The following is a 22,336-nucleotide window of genomic DNA, read 5'->3' on the forward strand; positions in this document are numbered from 1 at the left end:
CGACTATTTACCAATCTTTGGGACTGAAATAGCAACACTTTTTGTCCTATAACCCTTTTTTGTGTCTTACTATGTGTTTTAATATATGTATTAATAAAGAAATTTTGTATACATGACAAAAATCATTGCTAATATATCGATTTATTTTGTATAATCATAACTACAAATTCGATATTCTATAGAATTTAAAAAAGAGATGAAGAAAGGGAGGAGATTATTGATGTCACATTATGTAGATCTAAACAGCGATTTAGGTGAAAGCTTTGGCAACTATACATTAGGCATGGATAGTGAAGTATTAAATCATGTAACTAGTGCTAATGTTGCTTGTGGATGGCATGCTGGGGATCCTCTCATTATGGATGCGACAGTTCGCATGTGCAAGGAGAAGGGCGTAGCCGTAGGGGCTCATCCTGGATATCCTGACTTAATGGGCTTTGGCCGTCGTGCAATGGCAGTGAACCCTGCAGAGGCAAAAGCGTATATGATATATCAAGTTGGTGCATTGCAAGCCTTCTGTGATAGCTATGGCGTTACATTGCAACATATGAAATTACACGGTGCTTTTTATAATACGGCTTGTGTAACTCCTGCATTGGCAGATGCCGTATTAGATGGATTACAAGCGGTAAACCCTAACATTGCAGCTATGGTGTTAAGCGGTAGCTATATTGCAAAAGAAGCACAGCGTCGAGGCATTCCTGTAATTCAAGAGGTCTTTGCAGATCGTGGTTACACTGATGAAGGTACATTGGTACCTCGTACAGAACCAGGCGCTTTCATAAAAGACCCTCAAGAGGCTCTCGAACGAGTTCTTATGATGGTTACAGAAGGTAAGGTTGTTACTAATACAGGCAATACTATCGATATTGTAGCCGATTCTGTATGCGTCCATGGCGATAACCCTGAAGCGATTGCTTTCACAAATTATATTCGTGAAGGCCTTACAAAAGCGGGTGTTACAGTAGATAATTTTCAGAACCGTAAATAGTAAAACGGCAATTAGCGAATAAGCAATACATAGATAATATGTAATGCATTGCAAATATGTAATACATAGCAAATACGTAATACATAGTAAATATGTAGTAAATAGTAAGTACATAATAGATAGTTAATCAATAAATTATTGTGTGGAGGTTTTTATGAAACCAATTGCAGGTAAAGCGAGTTTATCTGTCCTCTTGGGGGCAGCTTTCTTGATGGCCACGTCCTCTATTGGGCCGGGCTTTATGTTACAAACGGCGGCATTTACAAATGAGTTGAAGTCTGATTTTGCGTTTGCCATCGTTGTTTCCGTTATTTTCTCTATTGTGGCACAGCTCAATGTGTGGACTATCATTGGCATATCTAAAATGCGCGGTCAAGATATTGCCAATAAAGTATTGCCAGGTCTTGGCTATTTCGTAGCATTCTTGATTTCCCTTGGTGGTCTTGCTTTCAATATCGGTAATATTGGGGGCGCGTCCATGGGCCTAAACATTGTATTTGGTATTGATACAACGACAGCGGCGGCTATTAGTGGTATCTTGGGTATTCTATTATTCGCATCTCCAAAAATGGGTGGTGTTCTAGATAACACCGCAAAAATTCTTGGTACTGTTATGCTAGTATTGATTGGTTATGTGGCATTCTCTACAAACCCTCCAGTGGCTGAAGCGGTTACTCATGCGGTGGCACCAACGCATTATCCGTGGCTTGCTACTATTACGCTTATCGGTGGTACTGTAGGTGGTTACATTACCTTCTCCGGCGGTCACCGCCTCATTGATGCGGGTATTACTGGTCAAGAACATTTGAAAGATGTACGTCGTGCAGCCTTCATGGGTATGTCCGTAGATGCAGTGGTTCGTATCTTGTTATTCCTAGCCGTTCTGGGCGTTGTGTCTATGGGCTATGCACTAGATCCTAAAGATCCGGCTGGTTCTGCATTCCTTCTTGGTGCTGGTGAAATCGGCCATAAATTATTCGGTATCGTATTCTTCTGCGCAGCCTTAACATCTGTAGTAGGTGCAGCGTACACATCCGTGTCCTTCTTAAAAACATTATTCAAAGTAGTAGAACGCAATGAAAAATTGACTATTATGACATTCATCTTTGTTTCTACATGTATTTTGATCTTCATTGGTAAACCAGCATCCTTGTTGATTTTGGCTGGTTCCGTAAACGGTTTAATCTTGCCGATTACATTGGCAGTAATGCTCTTTGCTACTCATAAATCTGAAATCGTAGGCGACTACAAACATAATAAACTGTTATACTATACAGGGTGGATTGTAGTACTTGTAACAGCTTACATCGGCGTTACATCCTTACAAGGCATTGCTAAATTACTTGGTTAATTTGATAATTATGAAAGTACCATTATTTTCGTTTGAAGGTAATGGTTCTTTCTGGTTTTAGGAAGGAGATACCTATGAAACCTATAATTTCACCTGTAGGGGATTGCGCTATCTCTATTGATTTTGGTCAAGTCATCGATCCAAAGATTAATCGACATATTCGTCAAACGATAGAGCGAATTCAAGAGCTGAATCTAGAGGGCATTATTGAATTAGTTCCTACCTATTGTGCATTGCTTTTGCAATATGATGCTATGTTATATACCTATGCAGAATTGTGTAACATCATTGAGCCTACATTGGAGCAGACTGTAACAGATAATGCTAATGAACTTGTTACCGTCGTAGAAATTCCTACCGTGTACGGTGGTGAGTTTGGTCCAGACCTCGGTTTTGTAGCCTCTCATAATAATCTAACTGAAGATGAGGTTGTAGCCATTCATAGTGGTACTGATTACTTGGTATATATGCTTGGCTTCATTCCTGGTTTCACCTATTTGGGCGGCATGGATCCACGTATTGCAACCCCTCGTTTGTCCTCACCAAGAACATTGATACCTGCAGGCTCTGTAGGCATTGCAGGAGCTCAGACTGGCACGTATCCATCCGACTCTCCAGGGGGCTGGCAAATCATTGGCCGTACACCGGTAACCATGTATGACATGTCTAAGAAACAAGTGGCGCTATTGAGTGCCGGTGACTATGTGCGCTATGTGCCGATAGATGAAGCGGAATATAATCGTATTAAAGCATTGGGGGCGGACTATGCGCCATCCATGTATGAAGTAGAGGTAGGTGAGTTGCGTGGCTATTAATGAGTTTAATAAATTATCTATCTACGTAAATGCACCAGGCATGTACACCACCATTCAAGATAAAGGTCGCGTTGGGTTCCAACAATATGGTATGCCTGTAGCAGGTCCTATGGATAGTGAAAGCTATCTCTTGGGGCAAGCACTGGTAGGTAATGTAGAAACGGCAGGTGCCTTAGAGTGTACATTGCTGCCGCCTACACTCACCGTGAAAGGCACATGTATCGTTGCTTTCACAGGGGCCGACATGGAACCGACCATCAATAGTGTACGAGTACCGAGATATATTCCATTTGTATGTCATGAAGGTGATGTTATTTCCGGTGGTTTTAGCCAATGCGGTGTGCGAATGTATATTGCATTTTCTGGCGGTATCGATGTACCTAGTATCAACGGTAGCGTATCTACTCATACAAAAGCAAAAATAGGCGGCCTTGAGGGACGACCATTACAAAAGGACGATGAACTCGGTATCAAAGCATTCACCAGAGATGAAGTGCATGTATGCGACTATCGTGGAGAAGGGCATACTCTGTTCAATACGGCGTTGTATAATCGAGGCGGTCGTGAATGTCATGAACCGTTGCGCGTTGTGCTGGGAGATCAAGCAAAACATTTCACCGAGAAGGGTATCAAGACCTTTAGTGATAACATCTATACACTAACTGTAGAATGCGATCGAATGGGATTCCGATTAGAAGGACCTGAAATTGAACACGTAGACAGTGCAGATATTATTTCTGATGGTGCTGTGTTCGGATCTATTCAAGTACCATCTAATGGCCACCCTATTGTCCTTATGGCGGATCGCCAAACAACAGGTGGTTATACAAAGATTGGTACAATCATTACTGCCGATTTACCTCGCCTTAGTCAACTGCCGGTAGGGGATGGTATTAATTTTAATATCGTAACCATTGAAGAAGCGCAAGACATATATCGAGCATATATGGAACGTTTACAGAAGCGCATCAAATTAGCACATGAACAAAGTGCTTATGTATTTAAGGTAATGAATAAAATTTAAAAGTTTATATAAATTTAATGAAGTGAACACCTCTGTAATGAAGATGTACGGTTTGAACTGTACTATTCAGTTATAGAGGTGTTTTTCTATGCCCGCAATCATATAAACGTAGTTTAAAAAAGTTAATTATGAGTTTATATTCATTTTGGAACTTTATTTATGGTGTAAAAATGCCACGTTTATGGTAAGATTTTGATATGAGGCATAAAAAAATCCGCATAATTGCAGTATTTGCATAGGTTATTATTTTTGTGAAAGTTTAATGAAAGTACTTGCAACTATATCGAAGATTTTGATATACTAACTACATCGAAAAAATTAAAAGTCAATTATGACTAACAAATTATAGTAATTATAGTAAATATGTATAGAGAGATTATAAGAAGGTTTATAGGAGAAAAGAAGAATGAACAAAATCTTTAAAGTAGTTTGGAGCAAATCCAAAGAGTGCTACGTAGTAGTATCTGAATTCGCAAAAAACAATAGCGGTAAAAAGAAAATTGTAGTAGCGGGTATCTTTGCAGCATTGGCAATGACTAATGCTAATGTGGCGTTGGCAGCAAATACTCTACCTATCGTAGCTGATCCAACTTCTGTTGGCTTTGGTGCTGGAGCTAATGTTTCCGGTAGGAATTCTGTTGGCTTAGGTACAAATGTACAAGCTGAGAAAAGTGATGTTGTTGCAATTGGTAATGGTGCAAATGCAGATTTTGAGGGTAGCGTTGCTATTGGTCAAAACGCTTATTCGTCTGGTAGATTTACTAAGACAGCGAGTGTTGCTGTAGGTAGAAATTCAATTGCTAAGGGCAATACTGCGGTTGCTATTGGTAATAGTGCGACAGTAAACTCAGCCGGGAATCCATATTCACAAGGTATTGCTATTGGTGGTGGTGCAGATCCTGGTCAAGGTGCGGAAGTTGTAGGTGACCAAGGTATTGCGATTGGTGGTAATACTAAAGCCCTTGGTCACTCCTCTATTGTTATTGGTGGCGACGACGCCGATAAAATGGTGTCTACTAAAGCAGTTTATACTGATATTAATACAGGGAAAGCTACTGTTGGAACCGTTTCTGCTGCTGTTAAAGCTTTAACAGGTTATGAAATTAAATATAGAGATTATAATAATGCTACAGCAGACCATATCGGTATCACAGTGGGTACTAAGGGTCAATCTGGTAATGCTGGTATTGCTATTGGTACGGGCGCTGATTCTAAAAATCGTATCGCCGGCGCTTTAAATGGCGTAAATACAAGTGGTCTAGATAATACATCTGTAACAAATGCCATCGCTATTGGTACAGGTGCGAAAGCAAATCGTGATAACTCTGTTGCTTTAGGTGGTGGTTCTACTACTGATCTAGCTGGTACCAAACAAACTAGCTATACATTGCCAAATGGTGTAGTTGCATCTTGGTCTGGTGGTAACTCAACTTTAGAAGGTGATATTGTTTCCTTCGGTGCTGCAGGATATGAACGTCAGTTGAAAAACGTGGCTCCTGGTGAAGTAAGTGCTACTTCTACAGATGCCATTAATGGCTCTCAGTTAGCTGCTATCGCAGATCAAGTTGCACATAAATATGTATCTATTAATTCTAATGATAATCCTAATAAAGATAATACTGGTGCAAAAGCTAATAACTCTATTGCGATTGGTCCTAATGCATCTACAGATACGGCTGCAACAAGCTCTGTAGCTATTGGTGATGGTGCAAGTGCAACAGTTACTAATGGTGTTGCGATTGGCTCTAACTCTGTGGCTAGTACTGCAGCAGGTATAGCAGGCTATAATTCCAATACTGGTCGCACTGATAAATATACTGGTTTAAGTGGTGCTACTTTAACATCTACATTAGGTGGTGTTGCTGTCGGTACAACAGATCAAACTCGCCAAATCAACTATGTTGCTGCTGGTACAGCTGATACAGATGCTGTTAACGTAGCACAATTGAAGAGTGTTAACCTTGCTTTCACAGGCGACACTGGTAGTGGCGATGTGAATTTAGCAAATAGCGAATTAGCTGTAAATGGTGATAATACATACATCGAAACTAAAGCTAATGGCAAGAAAATTACAATTGCTGGTAAAAAACAAGATATTACTGTAACAAATGGTAAAGCTGCAGGTACAGCTGGCATGGCAGATGCTAAGAATGTAGCAGAAGCAATTAATCATGCTATCGATCAAAACAAATATACTTGGGATCTTTCTGCTAATGGTGAAGCAACACCAGTAACAGTTGAAAAAGGTAATAAAGTAGATTTCTCTGGCGACGATAATATTACAGTTGCTAGAAATGATAAAAATATCTCTGTATCCTTGAAGAAAGATCTTACTGGCTTGAACAGTGCATCTTTCAACAATGCTGCAGGTAATCCAACTGTAAAAATTGATGGCGATAAAGGTATCAATGCAGGCGACATGAAAGTTACTAACGTAGCTGATGGCATAGATGATAAAGATGCTGTCAATGTATCTCAATTGAAGAAAACAGACGCTAAAGCAGAAGCTAATAAAACAGCAATCGATAAAAATACTACAGCGCTTGCTAATAAAATTTCCTTAGAAGGTAATACTGGTTCTACAACAGAGAAATCTTTAAATGATGGAGCTGTAAGCTTCAAAATTAAAGGTGAAGATGGTATTGCTACAACAGCTGCTGGTAATGATGTAACTGTTAAACTTGATACAGATACTAAAAATAAAATCAATAACGCTGCTGACAAAGATTTAAGCAATTTGAACCCAGCAGGTGAGCAAAAGGTTAAAGATTTAGCAGCATGGAAAGTTGTAGCTAACAGTGGTACTGCTGAAAATGTTAAAGGTGGCGACACTGTTAAGTTCATCGATGGTGATAACATCGAAATTACACAAGCTGGTAAAAACTTTACAATTGCCACAAAGAAAGATGTAACATTTGATAATATTACAGCTACGCAAGCAATTACAGCTCCAACTGTGAACGCTACAACAGGGGTAGTGACACCTCAAGTAACAGGCTTAACTAATAGAGACTGGACTCCAGGTCAAACAACACCTGTACCTGGTCGTGCGGCTACAGAAGATCAATTGAAAGCAGTTGATAATCAAGTAGCTACTAATAAACAAAATATTGCTGATAATAAAACAGCAATCGATAAAAATACAACAGCTATTGCTCGTAAAATTTTCTTAAATGGTAATACTGGTACTACAACTAAGAAATCCTTAAGCGCTGATGATGTAGACTTCACTATTAAAGGTGAAGATGGTATTACTACAACCGCTTCCGGTAATGATGTAACAGTTAAACTTGATACAGATACTAAAAATAAAATCGATAACGCTGCTGACAAAGATTTGAGCAATTTGACTCCAGATGGTAAAAAGCAAGTTAAAGATTTAGCAGCTTGGAAAGTAGTTGCTAATAGTGGTACTGCTGAAGATGTTAAAGGTGGCGACACTGTAAAATACATCAATGGTGATAACATTGTTATTACACAATCTGGTAAAGACTTCACATTTGCTACTAAGCCAGATGTAACATTCAATACGGTAACGGCTAACGACACTATTACAGCTCCAAAAGTTAAAGCTACAACTGGTGTGGAAACGCCTCAAGTAACTGGTTTAACTAATAAAACTTGGGATCCAAATAACATTACATCTGGTCGTGCAGCAACTGAAGATCAGTTGAAAGTGGTTGACGATCAAGTTCAAGCTAATAAAGACAATATCACTCAAAATGCTGGTGATATTGCAACAAACAAAACAAATATTGCTAAAAATGCTGGTGATATTGCTGATAACAAAACTGCTATCAATAAAAATGCTGGCGATATTGCAAACAATGCAAGAGAAATTGCTGCAAACAAAGATAAAATCGACCAAAATACAACAGCTATTGCTCGTAAAATCTCCTTAGGCAGTGATGATGGTGATACAGATAAAAAATCTTTGAGCACAGGTGATGTGAAGTTCAACATTAAAGGTGAAAATGGCATTACTACTGCAGCTAATGGCGTAGATGTAACTGTTAAATTAGACGATGCTACAAAAGATAAAATCGATAATGCAGCAAACCGTGATTTGAGCAATTTAACTCCAACTGGTAAACAACAAGTTAAAGATTTAGCAGCTTGGAATGTAGTAGCTAACAACGGTACTGCTGAAAAGGTTCAAGGTGGCGATACAGTTAAATTCATCGATGGTGATAATGTTACCATTACACAAAATGGTAAAGACTTCACTGTTGCCACAAAGAAAGATGTAACATTTGATAACGTTACAGCAAACCAAAAAATTACAGCTCCAGAAGTGAGTGGTTTAACAAATACTACTTGGAATCCAGGTGTAACACAACCTGTATCTGGTCGTGCTGCGACTGAAGATCAATTGAAAGCAGTTGATGATGAAGTAGCTAAGAACAAGAAAAATATTGCTGATAACAAAACTGCTATCGATAAAAATGCTGGCGATATTGCAGCCAACAAAACTCAAATTGATCAAAATACAAAGGCTATTGCTCGTAATATCTCCTTAGGTAGTGATAATGGTGATACAACTAAAAAATCCTTGAGCACAGGTGATGTGAAATTCAATATTAAAGGACAAAATGGTATCGTTACTGAAGCTAATGGCGATGATGTAACTGTTAAATTAGATGATGCTACTGCAAACAAAATCAACAATGCAGCAAACACTGATTTGAGCAACTTAACAGATGCTGGTAAACAACAAGTTAAAGATTTATCTGCATGGAATGTAGTGGCTAACAATGGTACTGCTGAAAAAGTTGAAGGTGGTAACACCGTTAAGTTCATCGATGGTGATAACATCTCCATTACTCAAAATGGTAAAGACTTCACAATTGCGACTAAGAAAGATGTAACCTTCGATACAGTAACTGCTAATGACACTATTACAGCTCCAAAAGTAAAAGCAACTGATGGTGTAGAAACTCCAGAAGTAACAGGATTGACTAATAAAACTTGGACTCCAGGTGTAACACAACCTGTAAGTGGTCGTGCAGCAACTGAAGATCAATTAAAAGCAGTTGATGATCAAGTAGCGGAAAATAAAACTAACATTGGTAAAAATGCTGATAATATTGCAGCAAATAAAGCTCAAATTGATAAAAACACAGAAGCAATCGGTCGTAAGATTTCCTTAGGTGGTAACACTGGTTCTACTGATAAAAAATCCTTGAGCACAGGCGATGTGAAATTTAACATCAAAGGCGAAAACGGCTTAACAACGGTAGCTAATGGTGAAGATGTAACTGTTAAAATCGATGATGCAACAAAAGCTAAAATCGATAATGCAGCAAACCAAGACTTGAGCAACTTAACACCTGCTGGTAAACAACAAGTTAAAGATCTATCTGCATGGAATGTAACTGCAGCTGGCGGTACTGTTGAAAAAGTACAAGGCGGCGATACTGTTAAATTCCAAGCCGGTGATAATCTTGAGGTTAAACAAGACGGTACTACTTTCACATATAGCCTAGCTAAAGACGTGAAAGGTCTTAACAGTGTAACTGTAGGTGATGAAAATGGTCCATCCACTAAGATTACTCCTGCTGGTACAACTGTAAAGGATGCAGCTGGTAACGCTACAACAGTTAATGGTGCAGGCATGACTATCAATCCTGCAAACTCTGCAGCTAGTCCTGTATCCCTTACTGTAGACGGCTTGAACAATGGTGGCAACCAAATTCATGGTGTAGCACCTGGTACAGCTGATACAGATGCAGTAAACGTAAGCCAATTGAAAGAAACTAAAGCTGGTTTACAACAAGCTATTAACAATGTAGGCGTTGAAACACAACGTGTTGGTGCTCATGCGGCAGCTATGGCAGCGTTGAAACCAATCCAATACGATCCATTGGAACCAACACAAATTATGGCTGGTATTGGTAACTACCGTGGTGAAACAGCTGGTGCAATCGGTCTTGCCCATTACAAAACTGAAGATACTATGTTCAATATTGGTGTTACACTTGGTTCTAGCCATAACATGATTAATGCTGGTGTAACTCACAAATTCGGTGGTAGCCGTGATAGAAAAGATGCGATTCCAGAACGTTATAAAGCTGGTCCTATCAGCTCTATCTACGTAATGCAAGATGAAGTAAGTCACTTGCGTTCCCAAAATGAAGAGTACAAATCCAAGCTTGAACAACAACAATCTGAAATTGATGCGTTGAAAGCAGCAGTTAACCAATTGTTGGCAAATAAAGCATAATCATATTGTACATATAGTTAGAACTATGTATATCCCGTGAATGGATATGTAAAACTAGAAAGAGCCTTCCTCGAAAGAGGAGGCTCTTTTTAGTATGAAAACAAAAATAGTTTATTAAAGCTATATCTGTAAAATAAAATAGTCTGAAAATTCTAATTTAATAATTAATAAAAATATCGATAAAATTGTATATAATGAATAATTTATGAATATTTTTAGACGGTGATTAATTTTGTAATGAAATCTAATATTCTTTTCGTTCTCAATTAGGAGCATAAAAATTCATGTAATATGCAATTTATTAAGGTGAATTATAAATGAATTATGATGATACTGCGTGTTTAAGCATACTCTATGCATAATTGAGATAATAGTAAATATCCAAAAAGTACACTTTTAAATTGAGAAAATTAGATGAATTATGGTAAAATTAAAGATAGGTTTTATAAATGAAAGTCTGTGTAGCTTTCATTATTTCCAGACTGAGAGAAGTGTGGAACATATGATTCATATAGTTGAGGGTTAGTAATTTAAAGAAGGAAAATGTATGAATAAGATATTTAAAGTCATTTGGTCTAAGTCTAAACAGTGCTACGTTGTAGTATCTGAAATGGCAAAAAATAAAACAGGGAAAAAGAAAATTGTAGTAGCGAGTATCTTGGCTGCCTTGGCGATGCAGACTGCAAGTGTAATTGATGTTGCAGCGGCAGTGGGCGATCTACCGTCTGCATCATTTGCTAATGGTATTGTTGCTAGCGGCAAAACTAATGGCCTAGCTATTGGTAACGCAGCGAACTCCGGCAGCAACCAATCCGTTGCAATCGGTTATTATAGTGTAGCAAATGCAGCCGAAATAAATCCTGCATTACCTGCTACAGCGGTGGGTGCTGGTGCTCATGCAATAGGTCAATCTACAGTTGCATTGGGTTTATCAGCACAAGCTACATCGGGAAGTACTACAGCGTTAGGTGCTAAATCCGTTGCGTCCGAGGATGCTGCTGTGGCAGTTGGTTATGGTACTAAGGCAACAGGGAACTATGCTAGTGCTTTAGGTGCTGATGCCACTGCATCTAATAATGATGCCACTGCATTTGGCCATGGTACTGTTGCATCTGGTGGATCCTCTACTGCATTGGGATCTAGGGCAAAGGCTGGTGGAACTGCAGGTGTTGGTATCGGTATGTTAGCCAATGCGACTAATCAGTATGGTGTCGCTATTGGGGGCGAGAGCTCTTCAAGTGCAGATAACAGTATTGCCATCGGTAGAAAAAGTTCTGTCACAGGCGAGAGTGGTATAGCTATCGGTGCTTTTACCACTTCAAAAGGTGCAAATGGTGTTGCTGTTGGTACTAATGGAACTAAGTCTGATTTAGGCGGTGTCGCAGTTGGTCAAGCTGCTCAGTCGATTGCCTTTAACAGTGTTGCTACTGGTATGAATGTAACTGCTAAAGGTGCTAACTCTGTGGCGTTAGGTGCTAGTGCTACAGCCAATGATGATGGAACTATTGCCATTGGTTCATATGGATCTACGCCAACGAAAGCTACAGGCAATAGAGCTCTTGCAATCGGCTCTGCTACGACAGCTAATGGTTTAGAATCAATTGCCATAGGTAGTCGCGTTAATTCCACATCTCAACATTCTATTGCTATTGGTACTAGAGCTAATGCAAGTGCAGTTAAATCTGTTGCTATTGGTCCTGATTCTAGCGTTACCGTTGATGGTGGTGTTGCCTTAGGGCGTGATTCCGTTGCTGATGTAGCAGGCGGTACTGCTAATAAGGGTTATAATCCTAATACAAACCGTACAGATGTTTATTCTGGTTTGAATGGCAATGTACTTACTAGTACAACAGGTGCCGTTTCTATTGGTAATGGTAGTACTGTAACACGTCAACTTACAGGCCTTGCAGCAGGTACAAGAGATACAGATGCAGTTAACGTAGCCCAATTAAAGAGTGTTAACCTTGCATTCTCTGGTAATGTAAATACTGGCAATGTGAATATTGCAAAGAGCACATTAGGCCTTAAGGGCGATAATACATATATTACAACATCTGCCAACGGTCAGAACCTTACAATTTCTGGTAAAACACAAAATATTGATGTCACAAATGGTCAAGCTTCTGCAAATGCTGCAGGCATGGCTGATTCTAGAAATGTAGCAGATGCTATCAATAAAGCTATTTCTGCCAATGCATATCATTGGAAATTAGCGGCAGACAGGGATTCTAGTGCTCCTGAAGTAATCAATAAATCAGATACTGTAATCTTTGGTGGGGACAATAATATTACAGTAACTCGTAGTGGCAAAAAAATTACTACTTCTTTGAATAAGGCGATTACTGTAGATACTGTGAAAGCAAATAATTCCGTTACGGTTTCTTCTGGTGGCAATCAAATTACTCTAGATGGTACAAATGGTTCTGTAAAAGGTAGAAACTTTACTGGCGATTCATTTAAAGCCGGCGATAATGTATTGAGTAATACAACGCTTCAAATTGGTCCGACTACTGGTAGTAATAATGTGACCATAACTCGTGATGGTTTAACTGCAAAAACTGCTACGAAAACTGTTAAGTTTGGTACCGATGCTATTAGTGCAGGGGGACAGCAAATTACCAACGTTTCTAGCGGTGGTAATATAGGTACTAATGCAGCGAACATTACAGATGTAAAGAATGCTGTAGATGCTGTTACATTAAAACTAGATACAAATTCTAAAACGGGTACTGTTAAGCTTAGTGAAAGTCCACTTAAAGTAATCGGTGCTAATGGTATTAGAACTGATTTAGTTGGTACAAATAATGGTAGTCTTGTTGTTGGTTTAGACAATAATACGGTAAATGCTACGACTAAAGGTATTGGTTTAACAGGTGATACAGGATCTACAGGTCTTAAGTATCTTAAAGACGGTGATGCAACCTTTAAAGTGGCTGGTGATGGCGATTTAGTTACTACTAAGGCTTCTGCTACAGGTGTACAAGTAGCTGTTGATTCTGCTAAAGTAAAAGATTTAGCTGTAGGCGCAGTAACTGTTAGCAAGGCTAATACAACAGATAATCCTATTACAATTACACCAACAGCAGGTACAAATACTAAGGACTATGCAATTGGTATTGATACAACAAAATTAGCTAATCAAACACAATTAACATACAAAGCTAATGGTGCTAATGCAAACAAAGTGTCCTTGGCAAATGGTTTAAACTTTACAGATGGTACTTTTACAAAAGCAACTGTAGGTACAAATGGTATTGTAACTATTTCTACTGCCACAGAAACTATTACTAATGACGCTGATGGTAAAGCTAAAGTAAATAGCCCTACAGATGGTTTAGCGACTGCTAAAAATGTAGCAGATTCTATAAATAAAGCTGTAGATGGCTTGTCTCAAAATCTTACTGTTTCTGATGGTGCTACAGATGGTACTGTAAATCTTAAAAATCAAAAACTTACTATTTCCGGAACGAATGGTGTAACTACAATTGTAAATGGCCAAACTGTTACAGTAGGTCTTGATGCAGCTACAAAAACTAAAGTAGATAATGCGTCTGCAGCAGTAGCTCGTAACATCTCTCTTGGTGCAGATAGCGGCACAGCATCTAGCCAATCCTTAAAAGATGGTGATGTGGCATTCAATGTAAAAGCTGCGACAGGTGACTTAGTATCTACGAAGATGAATGGCAACACTGTTGAAATTTCCACTAAACGTGCGGCAATTACTAGTGATGCTAATACAGGCGCAGCATCTGTAACAGGTGATGATGGCTTAGCAACATCTAAAAATGTAGCTGATGCTATCAATAAAGCAGCTGATGCAGCTAAAGCCGGTGCGGCATGGAATCTTACAACAAATTCCAGCACAACTGATAAAACAACTGTACAAGGTGGGGACACAGTAGATCTTATCAATGGTGATAATATTTTAATCACTCAAGATGGCACAGATAAAAAGAAAATCACTGTAGCTACGAAGAAAGATCTTACAGTAGATTCTATTACTGCTGGTAACACAGTAATGAACACATCTGGTTTAACAAATGGTACGACTGCTATTACAGGTACTGGCATTACAACAGATAAAGTAACTGTAGGTGGTATCTCCATTGATAAAACTGATGGTATCAACGGTGGTAACAAGACAATCACTAATGTTGCTAGTGGTGGTACAACTGATACTAATGCAGCAAATATTGGTGATGTTAAGCAAGCTGTTGCTAACTTGTCCCAAAATTTAAATATTACAGATGGTACTAATAACGGTACTATTGATCTTAAAAACCAAAAACTTAATGTAGCTGGTACAAATGGTGTAACTGCAACTGTAAATAATCAAACTATTACAGTTGGTTTAGATACAGATACTAAAACTAAAGTTGATAATTCTTCTAATGCAGTAGCTCGTAATATTTCCCTTGGTGCAGATAGCGGTACACCTTCTAGCCAATCCTTAAAAGACGGTGATGTAGCATTCAATGTAAAAGGTGCTACTGGTGATTTCATTTCTACGAAGATGAATGGCAATACTGTAGAAGTATCTACAAAACGTACTACTATCAACAGCGATGCTGCAGGTACCGCTTCTGTTACAGGTGATGATGGCTTAGCAACTGCTAAGAACGTAGCCGACGCGATTAATAAGGCTGCTAACCAAGCTAAAGACGGTGCAGCATGGAAATTATCTGCTAATAATCAGGGGGCAACAACTGTAGCCGGTGGTGATACTGTAGACTTTACTGGTGATAATAATATTACTACCGATCGTGATGATAAAAAGATTTCTGTTAAGTTAAATAAAAACCTTAAAGATTTGAGCTCCATATCTCTTACTAATCCAAGAGGAGAAACAATTTCCCTAGATGGTAGTACTGGTATCATCAATGCCTATAGAGCTGAGTTTAAAGATAATGTAGGTGCTGGATCCTCTATTGATAGTGATCGATTGCGATTTACGAATGGTGAAACTGGTGCTAATGAGGCCCAAACGTATATTGGTTTAGATACTGTATCAGTTCAAGCAGGTCCAAATAGTAGTGGCCTTACGTCTAAATATCTCATGTTTAGGGATGAAGATGGCAATAATGCTGAAGGTAGTGCTCAAGGCATGGCCTTCCAAAATGCTGCGGGTAAAACAATCCAATTTACCCTTGATGAAATCAACGCTGGTGGCAACAAAATTAAAGAGGTTGCTGAAGGTACAGATGATACTGATGCGGTGAATGTAAAACAGTTGAAAGATACTGTAGCAAGCCAAACTTTAACATACCGTGCTAATAGTGCGGCAGATACAGATGCTAAGTCTGTTAAATTGTCTAAAGGCTTAGACTTTGTTGACGGCACTATGACTAAAGCTACTGTAGATAATGATGGCAAGGTAACGTTTGATATTAATGATGATACTAAGACCAAGATCAATGATGCTGCAGCGGCTGTGAGCCGTAAAGTGTCCCTTGGTGCAGATAGTGGTACTGCATCTAGCCAATCTTTAAAAGATGGTGATGTAGCATTTAATGTAAAAGGTGCTACTGGTGATTTCATTTCTACGAAGATGAATGGTGATACTGTAGAGGTGTCTACAAAACGTGCTACTATCGATAGTAATGCCACTACAGGTGCAGCATCTGTAACAGGTGATGATGGCTTAGCAACAGCTAAAAATGTAGCAGATGCTATCAACAAGGCTGCTAAAGCAAGCACTGATGCTATTAACTTGAAATTTGCTGGCGATACTAATACATCTGCTGGTGTAGTAAATCTTAAAGATGATACATTGGGCATCAAAGGCGACGGTAAATACGTAACAACTGATGCAGATGGTAAAAACTTAACTGTAAAAGTATCTGAAGCAGAGGTTAAGAAATCTGCGGTAAGTGCAGTTACAGTAAGTACTGATACAACGGATGTAGATAATCCGTTGACTGTTACAGGAACACCAAGTGCAGATGGCACAACTAAGGACTACAAGGTAACTATTGATGGCGCTAAAGTTGCTACGAAGACTAAATTGTCTTATAAAGCAAATGATGGTACAGCTAAACAAGTATCCTTGGCTGATGGTTTGAACTTTAAAGATGGCACGTTAACAACTGCTACTATCGATGATGCAGGCGTTGTTAAATATGATGTAAAAACAGCGGCTATTACAGCTGGCACAGATGGCACTGTTACAGGTCCTGCTACAGATGGTGTAGCAACAGCTAAGAATGTAGCAGATGCGATTAATGCAGCTAAAAAAGCATCTAAAACAGAAATTACTGCTAATGATGATGAAGCGGCTAACACAACAACTGGCAATGTAAAATTAACGTCTACAACGGCTGCAGATGGTCATACAATTTACAATGTAAAACTTAATGATACATTGACATTTGGTACTGGCGCTAATGCTATTGTTATTGATGGTACAGCCGGTAAGGCTACTATTGGTAGTGCAGCTATTGATGGTGTAAATAATACAATTACAACAGGTGGTAATAAGGCGGTAACGTTAGATGGCACTACTGGTACTATTACAGGTAAAGCTGCTAATATTGGTGGCGTCACAGTAGATGGTACAAATAACCATGTAACAGGTCTCGGTAATACAACTTGGGATGGCAATGCTGTTTCTGGCCGTGCTGCTACCGAGGATCAATTGAAAGTAGTAGCTGATGCTGCAGCTAGCCAAACATGGCAAATTACAGCCGATAAGGATGCTGCTACATCTGGTAAACAAACTGGTACTAAATCAGATGCAAAAGTAGGTAAAGACGCAAAGGTTACTATGATTGCTGGTGAAAATATCACAATCAACCAAAATGGGCGTGACTTCACATATTCTTTGAATAAAGACCTTGTGAACATGAACTCTGCAAGCTTCAATGGTACTGGTAATAACACAACGGTTATCAATGGTGATTCCATTACACAAACTGCGGGTACTAAAACCAATACATCTACTGCAGCTGGTAATACAGTAGCAGATGGCACTAAGTCTACAGCAACAACTGCAGATGGCACTAAGATTACGGATGGTACAAAAACAAATACTTCCACAGCAGATAGTACAGTTATTGATGATGGCAATGGTAATAATACAGCTCTTACTAAAGATGGTGTAACCATTACTACATCTGGTAAAAATCCTGTATCCTTAACTAAGGATGGTCTCAATAATGGTGGCAATAAGATTTCTAATATTGCAGATGGTACAGATGACACCGATGCTGTCAATGTACGTCAATTAGAGGCTAAGTCTAAGGCGTCTAAAACAGAATTGACTGCTAATGGTGGTGAAAGTGCTGGTAGTACTACAGGTAATATTGTATTGACTAAAACTACTGCCGCTGATGGACATATCATTTATGATAACAAGTTGAATGATAAGGTTACATTGGGCACAGATCCAACTAAGGCAGTTACTGTAGATGGCACAACTGGTAGAATCAAGGCTGGTGATGGTGCTAATGCAGTTGCTATCGATGGCAAAAATGGTTCTGTAAAAGCTGGCGATAAGATTGCTCTTGATGGTAAGGATGGCAAGGCTACAATTGGTACTGTAGGTATCGATGGTAAAGATGGCATCATTACTACAGGTGGTAATAATCCTGTTGCAGTAAATGGCAAAGATGGTGTTGTTACAGGATTAACTAACAAAACTTGGAATCCAAATAATATTGCATCTGGCCGTGCTGCTACGGAAGATCAAGTTAAATCCGCCGTTGAAAATGCTGGATGGAATGCAACTATTGGTACAGAAGGCTCTGGTATTAACAGCACACCAACTGCAACAGCTGAAAAAGTTAAAACTGATGAAACAGTTATTTTCAAAGCGGGCAATAATATGATGGTTAGCCAAGCAGGTAAAACAATTAGTTATGCAGTAAATCCTGAACTGAAGGATATGAAGTCTGCTACATTTAAAGATGCAGCAGGTAACACAACTGTCACAGATGGTAATGGCATAACAATTACACCAGGCAGTGCAAATCCTAATAATCCAAATGCAGGCACTATTTCCTTGACTAAGGATGGCCTTAATAATGGTAATAACCAACTTAAAGGTATTGCACCTGGTACAGATGATACTGATGCAGTTAATGTTAGTCAGTTGAAAGCATCTAATGCTAGAATTGGCGATGCTATTGGTCAAGTAGCAGGTGAGGTACAACGTGTAGGTGCGCATGCAGCAGCAATGGCAGCGTTGAAACCGATTCAATATGACCCATTGGAACCAACTCAAGTGATGGCTGGTGTTGGTAACTATCGCGGTGAAACAGCAGCGGCCTTAGGTCTTGCACATTATACAAATGAAGATACAATGTTCAACGTTGGTGTATCTCTTGGTGCGAACCGCAACATGGTCAATGCAGGTGTAACTCACAAATTTGGCTCTAGCCCAGAAAAGAAAAATATTCCTGATCGTTACAAAGCCGGCCCTATTAGCTCTGTGTATGTAATGCAAGATGAAGTATCTAGTCTCAAAAAAGAAAATAGTGAACAAAAAACTGTTATCGCAGATCAAGCGGCTCGTCTTAATACATTGGAAGCTGAAAATGAGCGTCAACGTCAAGAACTAGCTGAAACTAAACAAGGTTTAGAAGACTTGCGTGCAGCAGTAAACCAGTTGTTAGCATCTAAAGGTTAATCAGTATATAGTAAGATAAATCGGTACTGATTAGTCCAGTACTCTAGTCTTTGAAGTTTTATTTGAAGTGATACCTCTCTATAAAGTGAGATACAATTTCAATTGTGAGTATCTCAAAGAACTGGAGTTTTAAAAGAAACCCCTTACTTATCGTAGTTATACCTATATGGGTATAAGAGAATAGGAAGGGGTTCTTTTGTTATTTTGATATAGATTATTAAATAAAAGTATAATATATGAATGCCTTCTCATGTATATTTGTGATATAATTTAGAAGATATTAGGAGCTAATTGATGGTTCCAACTTGTACGATCTTACATGAATAGGAGTTACTATGTTAGACCGCATACAACGATGGCTTTCAGTAGATACCATGTTGCCCACTGCAGAGCGGTTAGGTCCAGTGGGAACTACAAAGCAACTGTATGGTAAATATTTGAAAATTGCTTGGCCAGCTACATTACAAGGTTTGATGTTACAGTTTATGACTGCCATCGATTTGGCAATGGTTGGGGCACTCGGTGCGTCTGCACTTGCGTCGGTAGGTATTATGGGACAGCCTGAAATGGTGATGCTCATTTTCTGCCGCGCTTTATCTATTGCTGTTACTGCTATCATTGCGCGCCGTCATGGTGAAGGCGATGTGGACGGTATGAATGCAGTTCTTAAGCAGTCTATATTATTAAATTTTTTGATTTATGTGCCTTTATTGGCAATATGTTTCTTTAATTTAGAGCATATCTTACGCTTTACAGGTGCCGAAGACGGCTATATAGACACGGCTGTCTGGTATGGCCGTTTTATTGTCATTAGTCTAATATTCCAATCTTTTAGTCAAATTGTAGGGGCTGCACTGATCGGATACGGTAATACAAAAGTAATTTTTAAATCAAATGTAGTAGGGAACATTTTAAATACCATCATGAACTTTTTCTTGATTTATGGTATTGGGTTCTTCCCTGAGCTCGGTGTTATGGGGGCGGGCGTGTCGACCATGATCAGTAGTGCTCTTATTGCATTGTTGCTACTGCGTACTATCTCACAGCACACGACTACAGGACTAACATTGCGACATCCGTCCAAATGGACCTTTGAAAGACCCGTACTTCATACGATGTTTCACGTTGGGGGCAGCTCTTTAGGAGAGCAGTTCTTTGAACGTTTTGGTATGTATACATACACCATGATTGTTGCTTCCTTAGGGGCCGTGCCATTGGCAGCTCATTATGTATGTATGAATTTGATGGACATATTCTACTACTTTGCCATGGGGCTTGGTTTCGCAGGAGCCTCACATACAGGTCAAAGTCTTGGGCATAAACGTCCAGATATTGCAAAAACGTATGGAAAAATTGGTGCTCGTATTGGTCTTGTAGTAGGTCTTGTAAGTGCGCTAATCTTTATTGGTCCTGGAGAGTTTTTGGTACAGCTTTATACTCGTGAAAGTGAAGTAGTATTTCTTTCTGGTTCTTTGATGGGCATCATGGCAGTAGCAGCTTTCCCACAAGCTTTACAGCAAGTATATTCTGGTGTGTTAAAAGGGGCAGGGGATACGTATTATATTATGCAATATTCCCTAATTAGTGTAGCTATCATTCGACCTATTATTACCTATCTATTGTGTATTACGTTAGGTTTAGGATTATTAGGTGCCTGGTTATCCTTGTGCTTTGATCAGTCCTTACGCTTATGCTGTTCTTACGTGAGATTTATTCGAGGGACATGGCAGCATAAAATTGTCTAATTTTACCTAATAATGTCAAAAATATTAATTTTGAATATCATTTAAGTTGAATTTTTCATATAAAACTTAAAGTTTGTAGTGTTAAATATAGCGCATTAAAGTCGATAAAACTTATGATGCATTGCTATTTATCACTTTTTATATTGAAAAAATTAAAATAATTTATGAAAGATTTATGAAAAACTTCTTGCATATTCAATTTTTTTGATGTACAATACCAAATGTGGAAAAAATGACACATTGGGGAATGTGTTATCGGACCAGAAATCTATGATTTCGTGTATATATGTAAGGGATATATATAAGAAACAGACAAAAACCGCCTTAGTTTTACTAAGGCGGTTTTTGTTTTTATAAATGATTTTGTTCAAGCCAGGCAATACAAGCCGCTTTACCAGCAGCAGGTAATTCTTGGCGTAGTCGTTTGGCATCATCTCTAAGTTTGCAAATGTCAATTCCTGCATTAGATAGTTCTGCACAATGACCTACAAGCCAACTTTCAATTAAAGTAGGGTCAGCCTCCATATGGAATTGAAGGGCTAGGATATGAGTATCTACAGAGAATGCTTGATTTTGACATAGCTCTGTTTTGGCAAGTCTAACGGCACCTCTAGGAATTTCGAATTCATCGCCATGCCAGTGAAGAACAGGCACATTGCCTAGCAATGCTAATGGAGAGGAGGCTCCTTCAGTAGTATACTCAATGGGACTAAAGCCAATTTCTTTCTTACCATGCTTCATAGGTCCTACGTGGCCACCCATAATACGAGATATAAGTTGAGCACCTAAACAAATGCCTAGTAATGGCTTTTTACTATTAATACGATCTGTAATAAACTTGATTTCGTCGGTTAAGAATGGATAGAGTTTTTCATCATACGCGCCAATGGGAGCACCGCAGACGATGACTAAATCAGCTTTTTGGGCATCATAGTGTTCAAAATTGGCAAGGGGAGCTTCGATATATGTTAGTTCAAACCCTCGCTCCACTAAGACTGACTCCAAAATACCGGCATTTTCAAAGTTGATATGACGTACAATATAAGCTAATTTACTCATGCTTTCTCCTATATAAGTACTATATACAATAGTAATTTCTACAAAGTACGTAATATCAGTATATCATATTCTATAGAATTTATTTTGTGATGAAAATCATGATGTATAGGAAATAATAATATCCGGATTTCGCTACATCACAAAAAATATTTTGCAAAATTATATCGAAAAAAGTCGTTGATATAATTTAGAAATTGTTTTTAATGATGAAGGTAACATGAATGTCCCTGAGAGAGGGCACGCATGGTTCTCCGTAAAAGACAACTAATTTAAAATAGAACGCCTACGTTTCCGTAGGTATTTTAGTTTGATTAATTTTAAAGATTCATTAAGAAGTATAAGATATATCTTAAAAGAGCAAGCATTCAGAAACTAATCATTTATACGATTAGCTCCTCAATATGCTTATAATATAAAGATAGATATATTATTAATTAAAAAATATAACATCTGTATATAGATATAATTCGAAATTCTCATGATAAATTCATAAAAGATATTG

General features: G+C 38.6%; 8 protein-coding genes. 7 read left to right on the plus strand and 1 reads right to left on the minus strand.

What is annotated here, in order from left to right:
* Positions 1-220: 220 nt before the first annotated feature.
* The 7 genes from Q7P05_RS08045 to Q7P05_RS08075 all read left to right on the plus strand — a co-directional run bounded on the left by Q7P05_RS08045 (position 221) and on the right by Q7P05_RS08075 (position 20,775).
* Positions 221-991 carry a LamB/YcsF family protein gene (locus Q7P05_RS08045; RefSeq protein ID WP_303931523.1) on the plus strand — a complete coding sequence of 257 codons (771 nt, stop codon included), beginning with the start codon at positions 221-223 and terminating at the stop codon, positions 989-991.
* A 154-nt stretch (positions 992-1,145) separates the two neighbouring features.
* Positions 1,146-2,342, plus strand: coding sequence for an NRAMP family divalent metal transporter (locus Q7P05_RS08050; RefSeq protein WP_303931525.1), 1,197 nt, complete (start codon positions 1,146-1,148; stop codon positions 2,340-2,342).
* Positions 2,343-2,416: 74 nt separating this feature from the next.
* Positions 2,417-3,157, plus strand: a complete 741-nt coding sequence (gene pxpB, locus Q7P05_RS08055) for a 5-oxoprolinase subunit PxpB (RefSeq protein WP_303931527.1) — start codon at positions 2,417-2,419, stop codon at positions 3,155-3,157.
* The gene (locus tag Q7P05_RS08060) at positions 3,147-4,181 is read left to right on the plus strand and encodes a biotin-dependent carboxyltransferase family protein (RefSeq protein WP_303931529.1); all 1,035 of its coding nucleotides are present in this window, start codon (positions 3,147-3,149) and stop codon (positions 4,179-4,181) included. Before pxpB ends, Q7P05_RS08060 begins: the two co-directional genes overlap by 11 nt.
* 406 nt (positions 4,182-4,587) lie before the next feature.
* A complete protein-coding gene (locus tag Q7P05_RS08065) occupies positions 4,588-10,404 on the plus strand; it encodes an ESPR-type extended signal peptide-containing protein (protein WP_303931531.1) in 5,817 nt (1,938 codons plus the stop codon).
* Between the two features lie 547 nt (positions 10,405-10,951).
* Positions 10,952-19,030, plus strand: a complete 8,079-nt coding sequence (locus Q7P05_RS08070) for an ESPR-type extended signal peptide-containing protein (RefSeq protein WP_303931532.1) — start codon at positions 10,952-10,954, stop codon at positions 19,028-19,030.
* A gap of 335 nt (positions 19,031-19,365) precedes the next feature.
* Complete coding sequence (locus tag Q7P05_RS08075) at positions 19,366-20,775, plus strand: MATE family efflux transporter (RefSeq protein ID WP_303931534.1); 1,410 nt, start codon at positions 19,366-19,368, stop codon at positions 20,773-20,775.
* A gap of 351 nt (positions 20,776-21,126) precedes the next feature.
* Here Q7P05_RS08075 and Q7P05_RS08080 read toward each other — a convergent pair whose 3' ends face one another.
* Positions 21,127-21,834, minus strand: coding sequence for a glutamine amidotransferase (locus Q7P05_RS08080; RefSeq protein ID WP_105085353.1), 708 nt, complete (start codon positions 21,832-21,834; stop codon positions 21,127-21,129).
* Positions 21,835-22,336: the final 502 nt, after the last annotated feature.

It is taken from the genome of Veillonella dispar (assembly GCF_937975875.1).
Lineage (GTDB): Bacteria > Bacillota > Negativicutes > Veillonellales > Veillonellaceae > Veillonella > Veillonella dispar_B.